The organism is Rhodococcus sp. NPDC003322 (assembly GCF_053589555.1).
On record NZ_JBSFSC010000003.1, the window covers coordinates 604,306 to 619,460 of the forward strand.

Below are 15,155 nucleotides of genomic sequence, written 5' to 3' on the forward strand. Positions count from 1 at the left end.
GACCGGCGCCGTCAGGCGAGCAGCCGCCACAGTCCGATCAGGCCGAGCGTCACGATCGCGGCACGCAGTGCGTTGGGGGACAGTCGCCGGCCGTAGCGGGCGCCGACGGACCCGCCGACCAGCGATCCCGCCGCGATCAGGCCGGCCGCGGCCCAGTCGATCCGGTCGAACGCGACCAGCGTGTACGTCGTCGCCGCGACGACATTCACCAGCAGCGCCAGCAGGTTCTTCGCCGCGTTCATCCGCTGCATCGACTCGGGCAGCAGCGCACCCATCACCCCGATCAGCAGGATGCCCTGCGCCGCGGTGAAGTAGCCGCCGTACACGCCGACCGCGAACGTGCCCGCGGTGAGCGCGATCATGCGGCCGGTGCCCACGTGGTCGGCGGTGCGGCCCGCCGCCTCCGCCCGGGAACGCGCCCACGCCTGGATCCGCGGCCCCGTCACCACCAGGATCAGCGCCCCGATCAGCAGGATCGGCACGATCGTCACGAACGCCTCGTCCGGCAGTCGCAGCAGCAACCACGAACCGAGCAGTGCGCCGAGCAGCGAGGCCGGGATCTGCCAGCGCAGCCGATCCCACTGGCCGCCCAGTTCCCGCCGGTAGCCCCAGGTTCCGGAGACACCGCCCGCCACGAGTCCGACCGCGTTCGACATCGTTGCGACCACCGGGGGATAGCCGAACGCCACGAGCGTCGGGAATGTGACCAGCGTCCCGGATCCGACGATCGCATTGATGCCGCCGGCACAGAACCCGGCCAGCGCGATGACGATCATTTCGGCGGCGGACATTCTCGGCACGCTATCGGCGCCGACTTCCTCGCCGACGCGCGGGGAGCGGTAGCGTGCGCGGCATGAGCCTCGCCCGTGACGAACGCCACGCCCTGGTGGAGACGATGACCGCGGTCGGACCCGACGCCCCGACCCTGTGCGGGGACTGGACCACCCGCGACCTCGCCGCGCATCTGGTGCTCCGGGAACGGCGCCTCGACGCGTCCCCCGGGATCATGATCGCGCCCCTGGCCGGATACACCGCGAAGGTGCAGGCCGAACTCGCGCGGCGCCCGTACCCCGAGCTGCTCGAGCTGGTGCGCGCGGGTCCACCGGTCTGGTCGCCGTTGTGGCTCGTCGACGCCCAGGCGAACCTGGGGGAGATGTTCGTGCACCACGAGGACGTCCGGCGGGCCGGCGGCGACTGGGAGCCTCGTGACCTGGGGGCGGACTGGGACGCCGCACTGTGGGCGCTCGCGAGGCGGATGGGCAGGATGGCGTTCCGAAAGGCGCCCTGCACCGTCGTCATCGACGCCGGGCAGGGGCGCCGGGTGGTCCCGCGGAAGGCCGCCGGCGCGGACGAGGTGACCCTGACCGGCACCCCCGCCGAGCTGGCGCTGTACGCGTTCGGGCGGGACGCGGTCCGAGTCGCGTTCGACGGCCCGGACCAGGCGGTCGCTGCGGTCCGGGCGATGCCGCGGGGCGTCTGACACCCCTGTTGCGGGTGTTGCGGATGGTCCCGATGGGGCCGAAGCGACTAGCCTGACCATCATGGCTGGTAAGTCCGGAACCCGATCCACCACGAGCACCCCGCGGTCGACCGCGCGCGGTGGGTCGTCCGGTGGCTCGTCCTCCCCGGGCTCGAAGGGCGGGGCCGCGAAGGGTGGGGCGTCGAAGAGCGGGGGCGCCAAGCCGCGCAGTCGAACCACCAAGACCGTCAGCACCCCGCGCAAGGCCACCGCACCCCGGCCCGCGAACCGTCGTCCCGCCGCCCGCAAGTCCGGCGGCGCGTTGCAGACCGTCGGCGCCGGTCTCGGTCGCGGCTGGACGCTGATGGCCCGCGGAGTCGGGGCCACCACCCGAACTGTGGGCCGTGCCGCGGACATCGAGCACGGGCACCGCCGCGACGGGATCGCGCTCGGCCTGATCGCGGTCAGTGCCGTGATCGCCGCCGCGATGTGGTTCTCGGCCGGCGGACCCGTCGGCGGCTGGATCGAGACCGGGATCCGCGCGCTGTTCGGCGGCGGCGCCGCGATGCTGCCGGTGATCGGTGTCGTGGTCGCGGTGATCCTGATGCGGACCGAGCCGAATCCGGAAATCCGTCCACGCCTGGTGCTCGGCTCCCTGCTCATCGCGGTACCCGCGCTCGGCGTGTACCACGTGATCAGCGGCGAACCCCGCGACGCCGACGGTCGGGCAAACGGCGCCGGCATGATCGGTTACATCGCGGGCGGGCCGCTCACCGACGGAGTGACTTTCTGGCTGTCGGTGCCGTTGCTGCTGCTCGCGATGGGTTTCGGTGTGCTGCTGCTGACCGGGACCACCGTCCGCGAGGTGCCCGGTCGGCTGCGCTCACTGGTCGGCGCGTCACGGCACGACGACGATTACGAACCGTACGACGGCGAAGGGGACGCCTACGACGACGAGGCCGTCTCGGAGTACGGCGACCACGAACCCGACTACCTCAAGGGGCTGCGCAACCTGCGCCCCACGCGCCGCCGCAACGAGGCCGACTACGACCCGTCCCTGTTCGACGCGGACGGCTACCCGGTCGACGACGGCCGGCCCGCCGGCGGGGACAGCGGCCGGCCCGCCGGGGTCAACGCGTCCGGGTACGCCCGCTTCGACGACCATCCGGTCGCCACCGATCCGGCCACGAACTACCCGCTCGACGAGGGATACGCGCCGACGGAAGTGCTCGTCCGCGATCCGGACCTCGAGGCCGCCGCGACGGCGGCCCCGGCCCCGCCCAAACCCAAGCCGAAGGCGAAGCCGCAGGTCAAGCCCGCACCGCCGGCGCCGAAGCCCGACGACGAACCGGAGATGCTGATCCCGGAACGGGTGATCGAGGGCGACTACACCCTGCCTCCGGCGAACCTGCTGATCGAGGGCGATCCGCCGAAGACCGGCAGTTCCGCGAACCAGGCGATGATCGACGCCATCACCGAGGTGCTCGAGCAGTTCAAGATCGACGCCGCGGTCACCGGCTACACCAGAGGCCCGACCGTCACCCGCTACGAGGTCGAACTCGGCCCCGGCGTGAAGGTCGAGAAGATCACCGCGCTCGCCCGGAACATCGCGTACGCCGTCGCCACCGACAACGTGCGGCTGCTGGCACCGATCCCCGGCAAGTCCGCGGTCGGTATCGAGGTGCCCAACACCGATCGCGAGATGGTCCGACTCGCCGACGTGCTCGCCGCGCCGAGCACCCGCAAGGATCATCACCCGCTGGTCATCGGCCTCGGCAAGGACATCGAGGGCGACTTCGTCAGCGCAAACCTCGCGAAGATGCCGCACCTGCTGGTCGCCGGCTCCACCGGCTCCGGTAAGTCCAGCTTCGTCAACTCGATGCTGGTGTCGCTGCTGCAGCGCGCGACGCCGGACGAGGTCCGGATGATCCTGATCGACCCGAAGATGGTCGAGTTGACGCCCTACGAGGGCATCCCGCACCTGATCACGCCCATCATCACCCAGCCGAAGAAGGCGGCCGCCGCGCTCGCCTGGCTCGTCGAGGAGATGGAACAGCGGTACCAGGACATGCAGGCCAACAAGGTCCGGCACATCGACGACTTCAACAAGAAGGTCAGGTCCGGGGAGATCACCGCGCCGCTGGGCAGTGAGCGGGTGTACCGGCCGTACCCGTACATCCTCGCGATCGTCGACGAGCTCGCCGACCTGATGATGACCGCGCCGCGCGACGTCGAGGAGGCGATCGTCCGGATCACCCAGAAGGCCCGCGCCGCCGGCATCCACCTGGTGCTGGCCACCCAGCGCCCGTCGGTCGACGTCGTCACCGGTCTGATCAAGACGAACGTGCCGTCCCGGCTCGCGTTCGCGACCTCCTCGCTGACCGACTCGCGGGTCATCCTCGATCAGCCGGGCGCCGAGAAGCTGATCGGCATGGGTGACGGGCTGTTCCTGCCGATGGGTGCGGGCAAGCCGACCCGCATGCAGGGCGCGTTCATCACCGACGAGGAGATCGCGGCCGTCGTCGACTTCACCAAGAACCAGGCCGAACCCGAGTACACCGAGGGCGTCACCACGGCCAAGGCCGCGGAGAAGAAGGACGTCGACCCCGACATCGGCGACGACATGGACGTCCTGCTCCAGGCCGTCGAACTGGTGGTCACCAGTCAGTTCGGGTCCACCTCGATGCTGCAGCGAAAGCTGCGCGTCGGGTTCGCGAAGGCCGGACGACTGATGGACCTGATGGAGACCCGCGGCGTCGTCGGCCCCAGCGAGGGATCGAAGGCGCGCGAGGTGCTGATCAAGCCGGACGAGCTGGACGGGCTGCTGTGGTCGATCCGGGGTGGGGACCCGGACGAATCCGCATCCGACGACTGACCTGGTCGTTGGTGGTGAGGCGTGGTCGTTGTGATTGAATGGGGAGGCTTTGGAGGGGAGTATCCCCGTGATCCGTGGCAACCTCGTCAACACGAACGGCGCCGTCGCCGCTCCGGGGTTGTCGGTCGGACGTTCCGGCGGCGCGCGGCGCGTGTCCACCGGGTGACGGACGGCGGGAGAGACCTCCGGTGTCTTCACCGACCCCGGAGGTTTGCGCGTGCACATCACACCACTGGTCTGGATCATCACCTGCTTGGTGATCCTGGGCCTGTTCGTCTTCGACTTCTTCGCCCACGTGCGGACACCGCACGCACCCACCCTGCGTGAATCCGGCTTCTGGTCTGCCGTCTACATCGGCATCGCGATCCTGTTCGGGCTGTTCGTCATGTGGCAGTGGGGAACCGGGGCAGGCGGCGAGTACTTCGCCGGGTACATCACCGAGAAGGCGCTCTCGGTGGACAACCTGTTCGTCTTCGTGATCATCATGTCGAGCTTCGCGGTGCCCCGTGAGTACCAGCAGAAGGTGCTGTTGTGGGGCATCGTGATGGCCCTGGTCCTGCGCGGCGCCTTCATCGCGGTCGGCGCCGCGGCGATCAACGCCTACAGCTGGGTCTTCTACCTGTTCGGCTTCTTCCTCGTGTACACCGCGATCAAGCTGGTCAAGGACCACGGGAACGAGGCCGAGGCCGAGGAGGAGCGGGAGAATCGGATCGTCTCGCTGGTGCGGAAGGTCGTGCCGACCACCGAGGAGTACGACGGCGACAAGCTGGTCACCAAGATCGACGGCAGGCGATTCGTCACTCCGCTCCTGCTCGCCCTGGTCGCAATCGGCTTCACGGACATCCTGTTCGCGCTCGACTCGATCCCGGCCATCTACGGACTCACCAAGGAGCCGTACATCGTCTTCACCGCCAACGCGTTCGCGCTGATGGGCCTGCGGCAGCTGTTCTTCCTCATCGGCGGCCTGCTCGAACGGCTGGTGTACCTGTCCTACGGCCTGTCGATCATTCTCGCGTTCATCGGTGTGAAGCTTGTGCTGCACGCGCTGCACGAGAACACCTTGCCGTTCATCAACGGTGGCGAGCACGTCAGCGTGCCCGAGGTCAGCATCGCGTTCTCACTGATCTTCATCGTCGGTGTTCTGATCGTCACCACCGTGGCCAGCCTGCTCAAGACCCGTGGCGACCAGGCCGAGAAGGCCTCCGCCTGATCGCTCGACGCACTTCGGCGGCGCGCTACACCGGTGGGGTGAAGGTCCCCATGACGGGCTTCCACTCGGTGTAGCGCGCGTCGATGACGATGCCGGCGTGGGTGAACGGGTCGTCGGAGAGCAGTTTCTCGGCCGCCTTCACATCCGGGACCTCCAGCAGCAGCAGAGCGCCGCTGTCGTCCAGGTAGGGGCCGGCCGTGAGGACGTGACCCTGTTTGACCAGCTCGGCCAGCCATACGAGGTGGGCGGGGCGGTGTATGTCACGGTCGGGTACCGAGCCGTCGCGGTAGACGTACTCGACGGCGATGTATGGCATCGGGACTCGCTTCCTACTACGACCGACACGAGAACGCCCGGGACATCTCCACCCCGCCCGGCTCCGTCGGATACCGCGGTCTGCAAACACAGAACGATCGGTACGGAATTTCCGGCCGAACGCGGGTGTGCTGAGAGTATTCCGTCAGACGCTTCGGCGTCGAGAAATACGCGGACCGTTCCAACTTTGCTACCGAAGAGTCACCTGGCGGTGAATGCGCCCATCACGGGGGTCCACTCGGTGAACCGGGCGGCCTCGACGAGACCGGCCCGGCCGAACGGGTCGTTCTCGAACAGGGTGCGGGCGGCTTCCGCGTCGGCGGCGGACACGAGGATCAACGCGCCGCTACCGTCGGCGTAGGGCCCGGTGCTCAGGACCGTGCCCGACTCCACCAGACCGGCCAGCCAGCCCCGATGATCGGGACGGAGTGCGTCCCGCGCTGCGGCAGTGGAAGCACTGTAGGTGTATTCGACGGCGATGACGGGCACGAAGGGCTCGCTTTCTCTCGGGGCGGTGAACGGCGCGGTGGGAAGGAAATCAGAGGGTCAGCAACATGCGGGTGTTGCCGAGTGTGTTCGGTTTGACATAGCTCAGGTCGAGGAACTCGGCGACACCGGTGTCGTAGGACCGGCACATCTCGGCGTACACCTCGGCGGTGACGGGCGTGCCCTCGATCTCGACGAACCCGTGCCGGCCGAAGAAGGAGACCTCGAACGTGAGGACGAAGACCCGCTCGAGTTCCAGTTCGCGCGCCATCTCGACCAGACGGGCGACGACCAGGTGGCCGACACCGCGGCCCTTGACCTTCGGATCCACTGCCACCGTGCGGATCTCGCCCAGGTCAGCCCACAGCACGTGCAGCGCGCCGCAACCCACGATCTCACCGTCGAGCTCGGCGACCCAGAACTCCTGGACCGCCTCGTACAGCGTCACGAGGTTCTTCTCCAGCAGGATGCGGCCGGCGTAGACGTCGATCAGGCGCTTGATGTCCGGGATGTCGGAAGTGCGCGCGCGACGTACCGCCGGCGTGCCCAGTACGAATTTGCTGGGGCCTGAAGTCATGGGGTGCACAGTAGTCGGGGCATGAAACGATATTCTGAGCCATGTGCCGTCCCGCCTTGCCTCCGCCCGCCTCGATGACGCCTCGGGGATGCGCCTTCGACGCGACCCTCGGGGGGTGGGGAGATGACCGCGCAGCAATGGGAGTCGAACGGCGCTTCGATGCCGTCGACTGACCTCCCCGAGACCGTCGCCGGTCGCCCGGTGCCGCTGCTGAACATAGCGAATGTGCTGACGGTGCTGCGTATCGTGCTCGTTCCGGTGTTTCTGGTGGTGTTGTTCGTCGGCGACGGGCACGAGACCGCGTGGCGGATCGCGGCGACGGTCGTGTTCGCGGTCGCGGCGATCACCGACCGGATCGACGGTCAGCTGGCCCGCAAGTACGGCCTGGTGACCGATTTCGGCAAGCTCGCCGACCCGATCGCGGACAAGGCGCTGATCGGTGCGGCCCTCGTCGGCCTTTCGATACTCGGCGATCTGAGCTGGTGGGTAACTGGGATCATCGCCGCGAGAGAGATCGGCATCACCGTTCTCCGATTCGCGGTGCTGCGGCACGGTGTGATCCCCGCCAGCCGAGGCGGCAAGCTCAAGACTCTGGTACAGGCCCTGGCGATCGGGATGTACCTGCTCCCGCTGTCCGGTGCCTGGGCGAGCGCCGCGGCCGTCGTGATGGGATTGGCGGTGGCCCTGACCGTCGTCACCGGACTCGACTACGTCGTGCAGTCGATTCGGTTGCGCGCAGGGGTGCACTCGCACCATCCCGCGCAGTGACCGATCCGCTGACCACGGGCACCGACGCCCCGGCACTGGTGGCGGAGCTGACCGGTCGACGGCAGACGGTCGCCACCGCCGAATCGCTCACCGCCGGACTGCTCGCCGCGACCATCGCCGGGGTACCCGGTGCCAGCGTCGTGCTGCGTGGGGGCTTGATCGTGTATGCCACCGAACTCAAGGCGGACCTGGCCGGCGTGTCCCCGGCGACGCTCGCGTCGGACGGCCCCGTCGCCGCGAGCACGGCCGCCGAACTGGCCACGGGTGCCGCGGCCCGGTGCGGCGCCGACTGGGGTGTGGGGCTGACCGGGGTGGCGGGACCGGATCCGCAGGACGGCAAGCAGGTCGGGACGGTGTTCGTCGGCGTCGCAGGCCGGGACGGGGTCCGGGTTCGGCAACTGACGTTGCCGGGAAATCGCTGGGATATCCGGCGCGGGGCGGTGATCGAGGCCCTGTCCGACGTCCTCGGTCGCGTGCGCTCGGGGTCGGCGGGATAGGGTCGGGAACCAACTCGACACGACGACACGTTGAATCAACAGGACTCGTCGTATCAACCGTCGGGTGCAGACGAAGGAGGTGCCAGATGACCGTGTTGTTGCGAGAAGCGCTCGGGGACAGTCTTCGGCGCACGAGGGTGGCCCAGAGCCGCACCCTGCGCGAGGTGTCAAGCTCGGCGCGGGTCAGCCTGGGTTACCTCTCCGAGGTGGAACGGGGCCGCAAGGAGGCATCGAGCGAGCTGCTCGCGGCCATCTGTGACGCGCTCGACGTTCCGCTGGCAGAGGTGCTCCACGAAGTGAGCGAGACACTGTCGGACGCCGTGATGGATCGCACACGGACCGCCTCGCCCGAGGCGGAGCAGTCCCCGGCGGTTCGAGAGGCGGTGCCGTCTGCAGCCCCGCGCATCGACGAGGACACCCGAATGGTGATTCCGGCGCCGTCGGCCACGGCCTTGGCCGCGGCCTGAGCGAGGAAACGGCGTCGGCCGTGGGCTGACCGCGGAGGGCGTGCACGTCGTCCGATCCGTCCGGTTTCGGTCTGTCGGTTCCGGTACGGCGCGGATGGCGTGCGATGGCCGCGGATCGCTGTAGATTCGACATCGAGCCACCGGATTCACGCGCGTGGTGGCTCGCTCGAGCACCAGGTGAGGGCAGTGGCGCTAGTCCGGTGGGCGACGGTCGCGCACCGGGTCGCGGATGACGCGGCATCAGATGGAGGCAGGATCAAACCAATGGCAAACCCGTTCGTCAAGGCCTGGAAGTACCTGATGGCGCTCTTCAACTCGAAGATCGACGAGAAGGCGGACCCGAAGGTTCAGATTCAGCAGGCAATCGAGGACGCGCAGCGTCAGCACCAGGCGCTCTCGCAGCAGGCCGCGTCCGTCATCGGCAACCAGCGTCAGCTGGAGATGAAGCTCAGCCGCCAGCTCGACGAGGTCGAGAAGCTCAACGCCAACGCTCGCCAGGCCGTGACCCTCGCCGACCAGGCTCAGACCGCGGGCGACACGGAGAAGGCCATCCAGTACACCAACGCGGCCGAAGCGTTCGCCGCGCAGCTGGTCACCGCCGAGCAGTCCGTCGAGGACCTCAAGGCGCTGCACGACCAGTCGCTGCAGGCGGCTGCGCAGGCCAAGAAGGCCGTCGAGCAGAACGCGATGGCGCTGCAGGCCAAGGTCGCCGAGCGCACCAAGCTGCTCAGCCAGCTCGAGCAGGCGAAGATGCAGGAGAAGGTCAGCGATTCGCTGCGGTCCATGGACGCCACGCTGTCCGCGCCCGGCAACACGCCGAGCCTGGACGCCGTGCGCGACAAGATCGAACGTCGCTACGCGGATGCCCTCGGCTCGGCCGAGCTGGCCCAGAACTCCGTCCAGGGCCGGATGATGGAGGTTCAGCAGGCCAGCGTCCAGATGGCCGGCCACAGCCGCCTCGAGCAGATCCGTGCCTCGATGAAGGGCGACGCGCTGCCCGCCGGCGGTGCCGCCACCCCCGCTGCAGGCACCGCGACCCCTGCCGTCGCGCCGAAGACGCCTGCCGCCAAGCCGGATGCCGCAGGCCCGGCCGCGCAGTAGCCACTCACCGTAGCCGCGAGAGCCCGCCCCGGAACCTTCCGGGGCGGGCTCTCGCGTGTCGTGGACCTGGTGACGGCACGGGACGCTCTCCGGCTCCGTCCCTGCCCGCGCCGCCGGTACTCGCGGGGTCAGGGGCAGGGTCGCGTCAGTCGTCGACGCCGCGGGCGGCGAGGGCTTCGCCCATCGCGTCCGCGGTCCGCAACGCACCGATCACGACGGGCACCGCGAGCGCGCGCAGCGAGAAGCCGAGCCCGCGGGCCCGGCGTGCCTCGGTCACCTCGGCCACCAGGCCGGCGAGCAGGGGGATGCAGCGGATCGTCATCGCCAGCACGAGACCGACCCGATCGGGATTGACGCCGAATCGGCGCAGCGGGCCCAGGACCCGGTGCAGGGCGTCGAGCATGTCCAGGACTCGCGTGGTCAGCGACACGAGCGCGGCGACCGCGACCGACAGCAGCAGTACCCCGCACACCACGAGCGCCCGGCGCCACCCGGTGAACACCACCTGGAAGGCCGCGATGAACGCGAGCATCCAGAGCACCGGACGCAGCTGGGCGAGCGCGACGCGCGGCGGGATCCGGGCGATGGCGTACCCCGAGACGACGACGGCCGCGGCCGGGACGAGATGCCACGGCGCCCGGACCGTCACCGCGAGCGCGATGAGGACCAGCATCAGCCCGGCCAGTTTCGCCCCGGCCGGCAGCCGGTACAGAACCGAGTGGCCGGGCCGGTACAGGCCGAGCGTCGTCATCCGACGAGCCGCCGGTAGAAGCCGATCGCCTCGGCGGGGGAGCCGTCGGCGGCGACACCACCCGAGTCGACGACGATCACCCGGTCGAAGTCGTGGAGCAGGTCGAGGTGATGGGTCACCGCGATCAGCTGCTGCGGCAGTGCCGCGAAAGTCTCGGCGACCAGCCGGGTGTTGCGCAGGTCCAGCAGGGTCGTCGGTTCGTCCGCGACGATCACCTCGGGGTCGGTGACCATGATCGCCGCGAGCGCAAGGAGCTGCTTCTGACCGCCGGACAGCAGGTGGGTGGGGTGGTCGGCGTGACCGGCCAGGCCGAACCGGTCCAGCACCTCGGTGACACGGGAATCGCGCTCGGCGGCCGACAGTCCCGACTTCTTGAGGGAGAACGCGATGTCCTCGGCCACGGTCGGCATGATGATCTGGTGGTCCGGGTCGGTGAACACGAACCCGACCTTGCGGCGCACCTTGCGCCCGTCCCTGGCGGTGTCCAGGCCGTCGACGGTGACCTTCCCGACGCTGGGCACGACCAGCCCGTTGACCATCCGGGCGAGCGTCGACTTGCCGCTGCCGTTGGCGCCGACGACCCCGATCCGGGATTCCGTCAGGGTCAGGTCGACGCCCGCGAGCACCGCGCGCTCCCCGTAGTGGTGCGCGACTGACTGGAAACGGATCTCGCTCATCGGGTGCGTGGGAGCGAGGTCAGGCCGGGTCGACCGCGGGTGCCGTGGACACTCGCCGATCGGTGAGCAGCGCGGGATACGCGCGGTGCACCTGGGCCGCGACCACAGCCGCAACAACGGCCTTGACCGCGTCGCCCGGAAGGAAGGTGGCGTTCGCGGACAGTGCCGCCCAGAAGGTGAGATCGGTGCGTAGCAGCATTCCGGCAATGCCGAACGCGTACAGCACAACGATGCCACCGAGCAGGTTGATCAGCGTCCCGAGAATCACGTTGTAGCGCGGCAGCGCCTTGACCGTCAGCCAGCCGATGACCGCCGCGGTCGGGATCCAGCCGATCAGGAAGCCCGCGGTCGGGCTGGCCACCGCGGTCAGTGAGGTCCGGCCGCCGGCGAGGACCGGCAGGGCCAGGCCGACCGCGATGACCGTGAGCACGGCGAGCGTGCCCTTGCGCGCCCCGAGCAGTGCGCCGGCGGCCATCACGCCGAGGCTCTGCAGGGTGATCGGAACCCCCGAGGTGCCGATGGTGATGGTGCCGGGCAGGCCGAGCGCGATGATCAGCGCCGCGAAGACGGCGACCTGGGCGAGGTCGCGCGCGGTCAGCGGGGAGGCGCCGGAGATTCGGGAGGACACGACGGTGCAGAGCTCCTTGCAGGACGGGGACCGGTCGAGCTTATGTCAGGCCGCTCACACGGTGGTCGCCCTCCACCCCGCCGGGAGGTGGGCAGGGCATGGGGGATCACCCTGATCTTTCCCTGATCTTGCCGTTGAGCTGGTGATATGTAGCTCGCGACGTGTCAGGCTGGATGGCAACGGACCACCAAGTCGTGGTGTTCCGCCGGATGGAACGGAGGACCGACGTGTTCTGGAAGATTGTCGGCGTGGTGGCGCTGGTGTGGGTTGCCCTGGCGCTGGTCGGGGTGCTCGTGAAGGGACTGTTCTGGATCCTCGCGGTCAGCGCGGTCGTGTTCGGTGTCTACCTGTTGGTCAAGGCGTTCTCGGACAAGGACTCGAGCGACGTCACGAGGATCTGACGTCGCGAGGACCGGGCCGTCACGAGGATTCGGGGTCGGTCAGATGCAGGCAGGCGAGATCGACGAACGCTCGTGCAATCGGTGTCAGCAGGCGCGGGTTGGTGACCAGGTGGACCGTGCGGATCGGGGCATCGGCGATGGGGAGCAGTCGCAGCCCGGAACCGCGGGCATAGGACTCGGGCAGTATCCCGATCCCGACGCCGGCGCGGGTCAGCTCTGCGACGAGGTCCGCAGAGCCGGCCTCGGCGACCACTCGGCGTGGCAGTCCCGCTGCGGTGAACGCGTCGTCGCTCTGCCTGCGGGCACCGGTCCCGGCGGGGAAGTCGATGCTCGGTTCGGTGGCGAGGTCGAGCAGGGTGATCCGGGCTCGTCCGGACCACGGGTGCTCGTCCGAGACGACGGCGGTCAGTCGCTCGGTGCCGAGTGCGACCGCGTCGAGTCCCGCCTGCGGGCGGGTGTGCCAGAGGCCGATGAAGCCGAGGTCGAGGTCGCCCGAATCGACCTGGGCGGCGATGGCTTCGCTCATCGCGGGGACGAGTTGGACGGACACGCCCGGATGGCGGTCGCGGTACTCGCGGACCAGCGCGGGCAGGTCCAGTTGGGTCAGTGTGGAGATCGTGCCGATCCGGAGTACGCCCGCGACGGTGTCGGTGGTGCTCGCCACTCCGGCCCGCAATCGTTCGGTCGCGGCGAGAACCTCGCGGGCGTGCAGCACGAAGTCCTCGCCGGCGGGCGTGAGCGTCACCCGGCGGCTGGTGCGGTCGAACAGGCGGGCGCCGAGTTCGGATTCGAGGGCAGCGACCTGGTGACTGAGTGCGGACTGGGCCACATGAAGGCGTTGCGCGGCGCGGGTGAAGTGTCGTTCCTCGGCCACGGCGAGCGCGTATCTGAGCTGGCGGAACTCCACCGAATCACTCTCTCATCACTTTTAACGATCAACAGCATCTGATTCAGATGTTAGACAGATGCTTCGTGCGGGCCAAGAATCGAGCGAGTGACCACGACCTCCACCTCTGTCTCGACCGGACTGTCCCGGCCGCTGTTGCTCCTCATGGCGGTCGCGACCGGCCTGTGTGCGGGCGGCAACTACTTCAACCAGCCACTGCTGGACTCGATCGCGGATGCGCTGGGCGTCAGTCAGTCGACGGCGGCGGTCACCGTCACCGTCGCGCAGGTGTCCTACGGAATCGGCCTGCTGTTCCTGGTCCCGCTCGGCGACCTGCTGGACCGGCGCGCACTCAGCGTCGGCCTGATGCTGCTCGCGGCCGCCGGGCAGGCGGTCAGCGGGTTCGCGCCGTCGATCGGCTGGCTGATGGTCGGGACCGCGGCCGCCGGGCTCTTCTCGGTGGCCGCGCAGGTGCTGGTGCCGTTCGCCGCCACCCTCGCCGCGCCGGAGCGCCGCGCCACCGCGGTCGGCACGGTGATGAGCGGTCTGCTCGTCGGCATCCTCCTCGCCCGCAGCGTCGCGGGGCTGCTGTCCGGGCTCGGCGGCTGGCAGACGGTGTACCGGGTGTCGGCGGTGCTGATGGTGGTAATCGCGCTCGCGTTGTGGCGTGCGCTGCCGCCCTCCAGGGAGGATCTCGGCCTCGGTTACCGCGGGATTCTGGTCTCGATGGGGCGACTGATCCGGGACGAGCCGCGCCTGCGGATCCGCAGCGTGCTCGGCGGGGTCGCGTTCGCGTCCGTCGGTGTCGTGTTCGCGACGATGGCGTTCCTGCTCTCGGGTGACAGCTTCGGTTTCGACGATGCCGCGATCGGACTGGTCGGCCTGGCCGGCGTCGCCGGCGCTCTGATGGCGAATGCGGCCGGACGCCTCGCCGACCGCGGATTCGTGCAGGCCACCACGGGGACCGGAGCGGTGCTGCTGTGTGCGTCTTGGGGGCTGTTCGCGCTCGGCGGCCACAGCCTGCCGGCATTTCTGGCCGCCATGCTCGTCGCGGACATGGCGTTGCAGAGCGTGCACGTGAGCAATCAGAGCGTGATCTACACCCTCGCGCCGCACGCCCGCGCCCGCGTGACCTCCGTCTACATGACGGCGTACTTCATCGGCGCGGCCACCGGCTCCGCGCTCGGATCGCTCGCGTGGGCGTCGGCAGGCTGGCCCGGGGTGTGCCTGCTCGGCCTGGTCCTCGCGATCGTCGGCCTGCTGGTGTGGGTGGCGGACCTGCGCGCCGTGGCACGCGAGTCGGCGGCGGAACAGGCATCCTGAAGGACATGGAATCGGCCGGCACAGAAGCGATCCCCGAGGACTGGCAGCGCGGTGTGGTCATCGTCGCGCACCCCGACGACATCGAGTACGGCTGCGCGGCCGCCGTCGCGCGGTGGACGAAGCAGGGCAAGGACATTCGCTATGTTCTCGCCACCAGCGGCGAGGCGGGAATCGAGGGACTCGCGCCGGCCGAGTGCGCACCGCTGCGCGAGGCGGAGGAACGCCGATCGGCCGCCGTGGTCGGCGTGAGCGAGGTCGAGTTCCTCGGGCATCCGGACGGCCGCCTCGAGTACGGTCTCGCGCTGCGCAGGTCGCTGGCCGCGGCGATCCGGCGCTACCGCCCCGAGTTCGTGGTGACGCTGAACCACCACGAGACGTGGGCGCCGGGGATGCGAAACAGCGCCGACCACCGGGCGGTCGGGCAGGCCGCCCTCGACGCGGTGTCCGATGCCGCCAACGAGTGGATCTTCCCCGACCTGACCGAGCCCCGCTGGACGGGCGTGCGCTGGGTCGCGGTCAACGTGATGGTCGGCGTCACCCATGCCGTCGACGTGACGGACACGGTCGACCGGGCCGTGGCCTCGCTGTCCGAGCACGCCCGCTACCTCGCTGCACTGAGCGACACCCCGGTCGCCGAGCAGGCCGCGGCGCAGATCGAGATGGCGACCGGCCCGAAGGTCGGGTTCCCCGCGGAGCGGGCGGTCGGGTTCGAGCTGTACTCGTTCTGACCGCCG

Annotated in this window: 18 protein-coding genes; 10 read left to right on the plus strand and 8 right to left on the minus strand. The window is 69.5% G+C overall.

Annotation, left to right across the window (positions count from 1 at the left end):
- Positions 1-11: 11 nt before the first annotated feature.
- On the minus strand, positions 12-791 hold the full coding sequence (locus ACWDUM_RS15040; protein WP_450114297.1) for a sulfite exporter TauE/SafE family protein: 780 nt from the start codon (positions 789-791) through the stop codon (positions 12-14).
- Between the two features lie 62 nt (positions 792-853).
- Between ACWDUM_RS15040 and ACWDUM_RS15045 the strand changes: the two genes are divergently transcribed.
- The 3 genes from ACWDUM_RS15045 (at position 854) to ACWDUM_RS15055 (ending at position 5,544) form a co-directional block, all read left to right on the plus strand.
- Entirely contained in the window at positions 854-1,480 is a 627-nt protein-coding gene (locus ACWDUM_RS15045) for a TIGR03085 family metal-binding protein (protein ID WP_450134576.1), read from the plus strand.
- 61 nt (positions 1,481-1,541) lie between these two features.
- Positions 1,542-4,334 carry a DNA translocase FtsK gene (locus ACWDUM_RS15050; protein ID WP_450134577.1) on the plus strand — a complete coding sequence of 931 codons (2,793 nt, stop codon included), beginning with the start codon at positions 1,542-1,544 and terminating at the stop codon, positions 4,332-4,334.
- Between the two features lie 217 nt (positions 4,335-4,551).
- A complete protein-coding gene (locus ACWDUM_RS15055) occupies positions 4,552-5,544 on the plus strand; it encodes a TerC family protein (protein ID WP_450134578.1) in 993 nt (330 codons plus the stop codon).
- A gap of 25 nt (positions 5,545-5,569) precedes the next feature.
- Here ACWDUM_RS15055 and ACWDUM_RS15060 read toward each other — a convergent pair whose 3' ends face one another.
- The 3 genes from ACWDUM_RS15060 to ACWDUM_RS15070 form a co-directional block, all read right to left on the minus strand.
- Complete coding sequence (locus tag ACWDUM_RS15060) at positions 5,570-5,860, minus strand: YciI family protein (protein WP_450134579.1); 291 nt, start codon at positions 5,858-5,860, stop codon at positions 5,570-5,572.
- Between the two features lie 200 nt (positions 5,861-6,060).
- Complete coding sequence (locus tag ACWDUM_RS15065) at positions 6,061-6,348, minus strand: YciI family protein (protein WP_450134580.1); 288 nt, start codon at positions 6,346-6,348, stop codon at positions 6,061-6,063.
- Between the two features lie 49 nt (positions 6,349-6,397).
- Positions 6,398-6,922: an amino-acid N-acetyltransferase gene (locus ACWDUM_RS15070; RefSeq protein WP_450134581.1), complete on the minus strand. Its 525-nt coding sequence runs from the start codon at positions 6,920-6,922 to the stop codon at positions 6,398-6,400.
- A gap of 159 nt (positions 6,923-7,081) precedes the next feature.
- Between ACWDUM_RS15070 and pgsA the strand changes: the two genes are divergently transcribed.
- From pgsA to ACWDUM_RS15090, 4 genes are all read left to right on the plus strand, one after another.
- A complete protein-coding gene (gene pgsA, locus ACWDUM_RS15075; RefSeq protein ID WP_450114379.1) occupies positions 7,082-7,690 on the plus strand; it encodes a CDP-diacylglycerol--glycerol-3-phosphate 3-phosphatidyltransferase in 609 nt (202 codons plus the stop codon).
- A complete protein-coding gene (locus ACWDUM_RS15080) occupies positions 7,687-8,187 on the plus strand; it encodes a CinA family protein (protein WP_450134582.1) in 501 nt (166 codons plus the stop codon). Before pgsA ends, ACWDUM_RS15080 begins: the two co-directional genes overlap by 4 nt.
- 86 nt (positions 8,188-8,273) lie before the next feature.
- Positions 8,274-8,654 (plus strand): helix-turn-helix domain-containing protein, encoded by a 381-nt coding sequence (locus ACWDUM_RS15085; protein WP_450134583.1) that lies wholly within the window; start codon positions 8,274-8,276, stop codon positions 8,652-8,654.
- A 264-nt stretch (positions 8,655-8,918) separates the two neighbouring features.
- Positions 8,919-9,755 (plus strand): PspA/IM30 family protein, encoded by an 837-nt coding sequence (locus tag ACWDUM_RS15090; RefSeq protein WP_450114306.1) that lies wholly within the window; start codon positions 8,919-8,921, stop codon positions 9,753-9,755.
- A gap of 145 nt (positions 9,756-9,900) precedes the next feature.
- On the opposite strand, the gene ACWDUM_RS15095 is transcribed toward ACWDUM_RS15090, so the two are convergent.
- The 3 genes from ACWDUM_RS15095 to ACWDUM_RS15105 are packed head-to-tail and all read right to left on the minus strand — an operon-like array spanning position 9,901 to position 11,799.
- Positions 9,901-10,506, minus strand: coding sequence for an energy-coupling factor transporter transmembrane component T family protein (locus ACWDUM_RS15095; protein ID WP_450134584.1), 606 nt, complete (start codon positions 10,504-10,506; stop codon positions 9,901-9,903).
- Complete coding sequence (locus ACWDUM_RS15100; protein WP_450134585.1) at positions 10,503-11,183, minus strand: energy-coupling factor ABC transporter ATP-binding protein; 681 nt, start codon at positions 11,181-11,183, stop codon at positions 10,503-10,505. The genes ACWDUM_RS15095 and ACWDUM_RS15100 overlap by 4 nt, the downstream gene beginning before the upstream one ends.
- Positions 11,184-11,202: 19 nt before the next feature.
- Positions 11,203-11,799, minus strand: coding sequence for a biotin transporter BioY (locus ACWDUM_RS15105; protein ID WP_450134747.1), 597 nt, complete (start codon positions 11,797-11,799; stop codon positions 11,203-11,205).
- 239 nt (positions 11,800-12,038) lie between these two features.
- Between ACWDUM_RS15105 and ACWDUM_RS15110 the strand changes: the two genes are divergently transcribed.
- Complete coding sequence (locus ACWDUM_RS15110; RefSeq protein WP_450114309.1) at positions 12,039-12,212, plus strand: hypothetical protein; 174 nt, start codon at positions 12,039-12,041, stop codon at positions 12,210-12,212.
- Between the two features lie 19 nt (positions 12,213-12,231).
- On the opposite strand, the gene ACWDUM_RS15115 is transcribed toward ACWDUM_RS15110, so the two are convergent.
- On the minus strand, positions 12,232-13,119 hold the full coding sequence (locus tag ACWDUM_RS15115; protein ID WP_450134586.1) for a LysR family transcriptional regulator: 888 nt from the start codon (positions 13,117-13,119) through the stop codon (positions 12,232-12,234).
- A gap of 144 nt (positions 13,120-13,263) precedes the next feature.
- Here ACWDUM_RS15115 and ACWDUM_RS15120 point away from each other — a divergent pair, with 144 nt between their 5' ends.
- Both ACWDUM_RS15120 and ACWDUM_RS15125 read left to right on the plus strand, forming a co-directional pair.
- On the plus strand, positions 13,264-14,421 hold the full coding sequence (locus tag ACWDUM_RS15120; protein ID WP_450134748.1) for an MFS transporter: 1,158 nt from the start codon (positions 13,264-13,266) through the stop codon (positions 14,419-14,421).
- Between the two features lie 5 nt (positions 14,422-14,426).
- Positions 14,427-15,149: a PIG-L deacetylase family protein gene (locus ACWDUM_RS15125; RefSeq protein WP_450134587.1), complete on the plus strand. Its 723-nt coding sequence runs from the start codon at positions 14,427-14,429 to the stop codon at positions 15,147-15,149.
- The last annotated feature ends 6 nt before the right edge of the window (positions 15,150-15,155 follow it).

Excerpts from the sequence above, each read along its gene's own strand:
- ACWDUM_RS15040 (WP_450114297.1), bottom strand. The coding sequence starts at position 791 with ATGTCCGCCGCCGAAATGATCGTCATCGCGCTGGCCGGGTTCTGTGCC.
- ACWDUM_RS15045 (WP_450134576.1), top strand. The coding sequence starts at position 854 with ATGAGCCTCGCCCGTGACGAACGCCACGCCCTGGTGGAGACGATGACC.
- ACWDUM_RS15050 (WP_450134577.1), top strand. The coding sequence starts at position 1,542 with ATGGCTGGTAAGTCCGGAACCCGATCCACCACGAGCACCCCGCGGTCG.
- ACWDUM_RS15060 (WP_450134579.1), bottom strand. The coding sequence starts at position 5,860 with ATGCCATACATCGCCGTCGAGTACGTCTACCGCGACGGCTCGGTACCC.
- ACWDUM_RS15070 (WP_450134581.1), bottom strand. The coding sequence starts at position 6,922 with ATGACTTCAGGCCCCAGCAAATTCGTACTGGGCACGCCGGCGGTACGT.
- pgsA (WP_450114379.1), top strand. The coding sequence starts at position 7,082 with ATGCCGTCGACTGACCTCCCCGAGACCGTCGCCGGTCGCCCGGTGCCG.
- ACWDUM_RS15085 (WP_450134583.1), top strand. The coding sequence starts at position 8,274 with ATGACCGTGTTGTTGCGAGAAGCGCTCGGGGACAGTCTTCGGCGCACG.
- ACWDUM_RS15090 (WP_450114306.1), top strand. The coding sequence starts at position 8,919 with ATGGCAAACCCGTTCGTCAAGGCCTGGAAGTACCTGATGGCGCTCTTC.
- ACWDUM_RS15095 (WP_450134584.1), bottom strand. The coding sequence starts at position 10,506 with ATGACGACGCTCGGCCTGTACCGGCCCGGCCACTCGGTTCTGTACCGG.
- ACWDUM_RS15100 (WP_450134585.1), bottom strand. The coding sequence starts at position 11,183 with ATGAGCGAGATCCGTTTCCAGTCAGTCGCGCACCACTACGGGGAGCGC.
- ACWDUM_RS15120 (WP_450134748.1), top strand. The coding sequence starts at position 13,264 with ATGGCGGTCGCGACCGGCCTGTGTGCGGGCGGCAACTACTTCAACCAG.
- ACWDUM_RS15125 (WP_450134587.1), top strand. The coding sequence starts at position 14,427 with ATGGAATCGGCCGGCACAGAAGCGATCCCCGAGGACTGGCAGCGCGGT.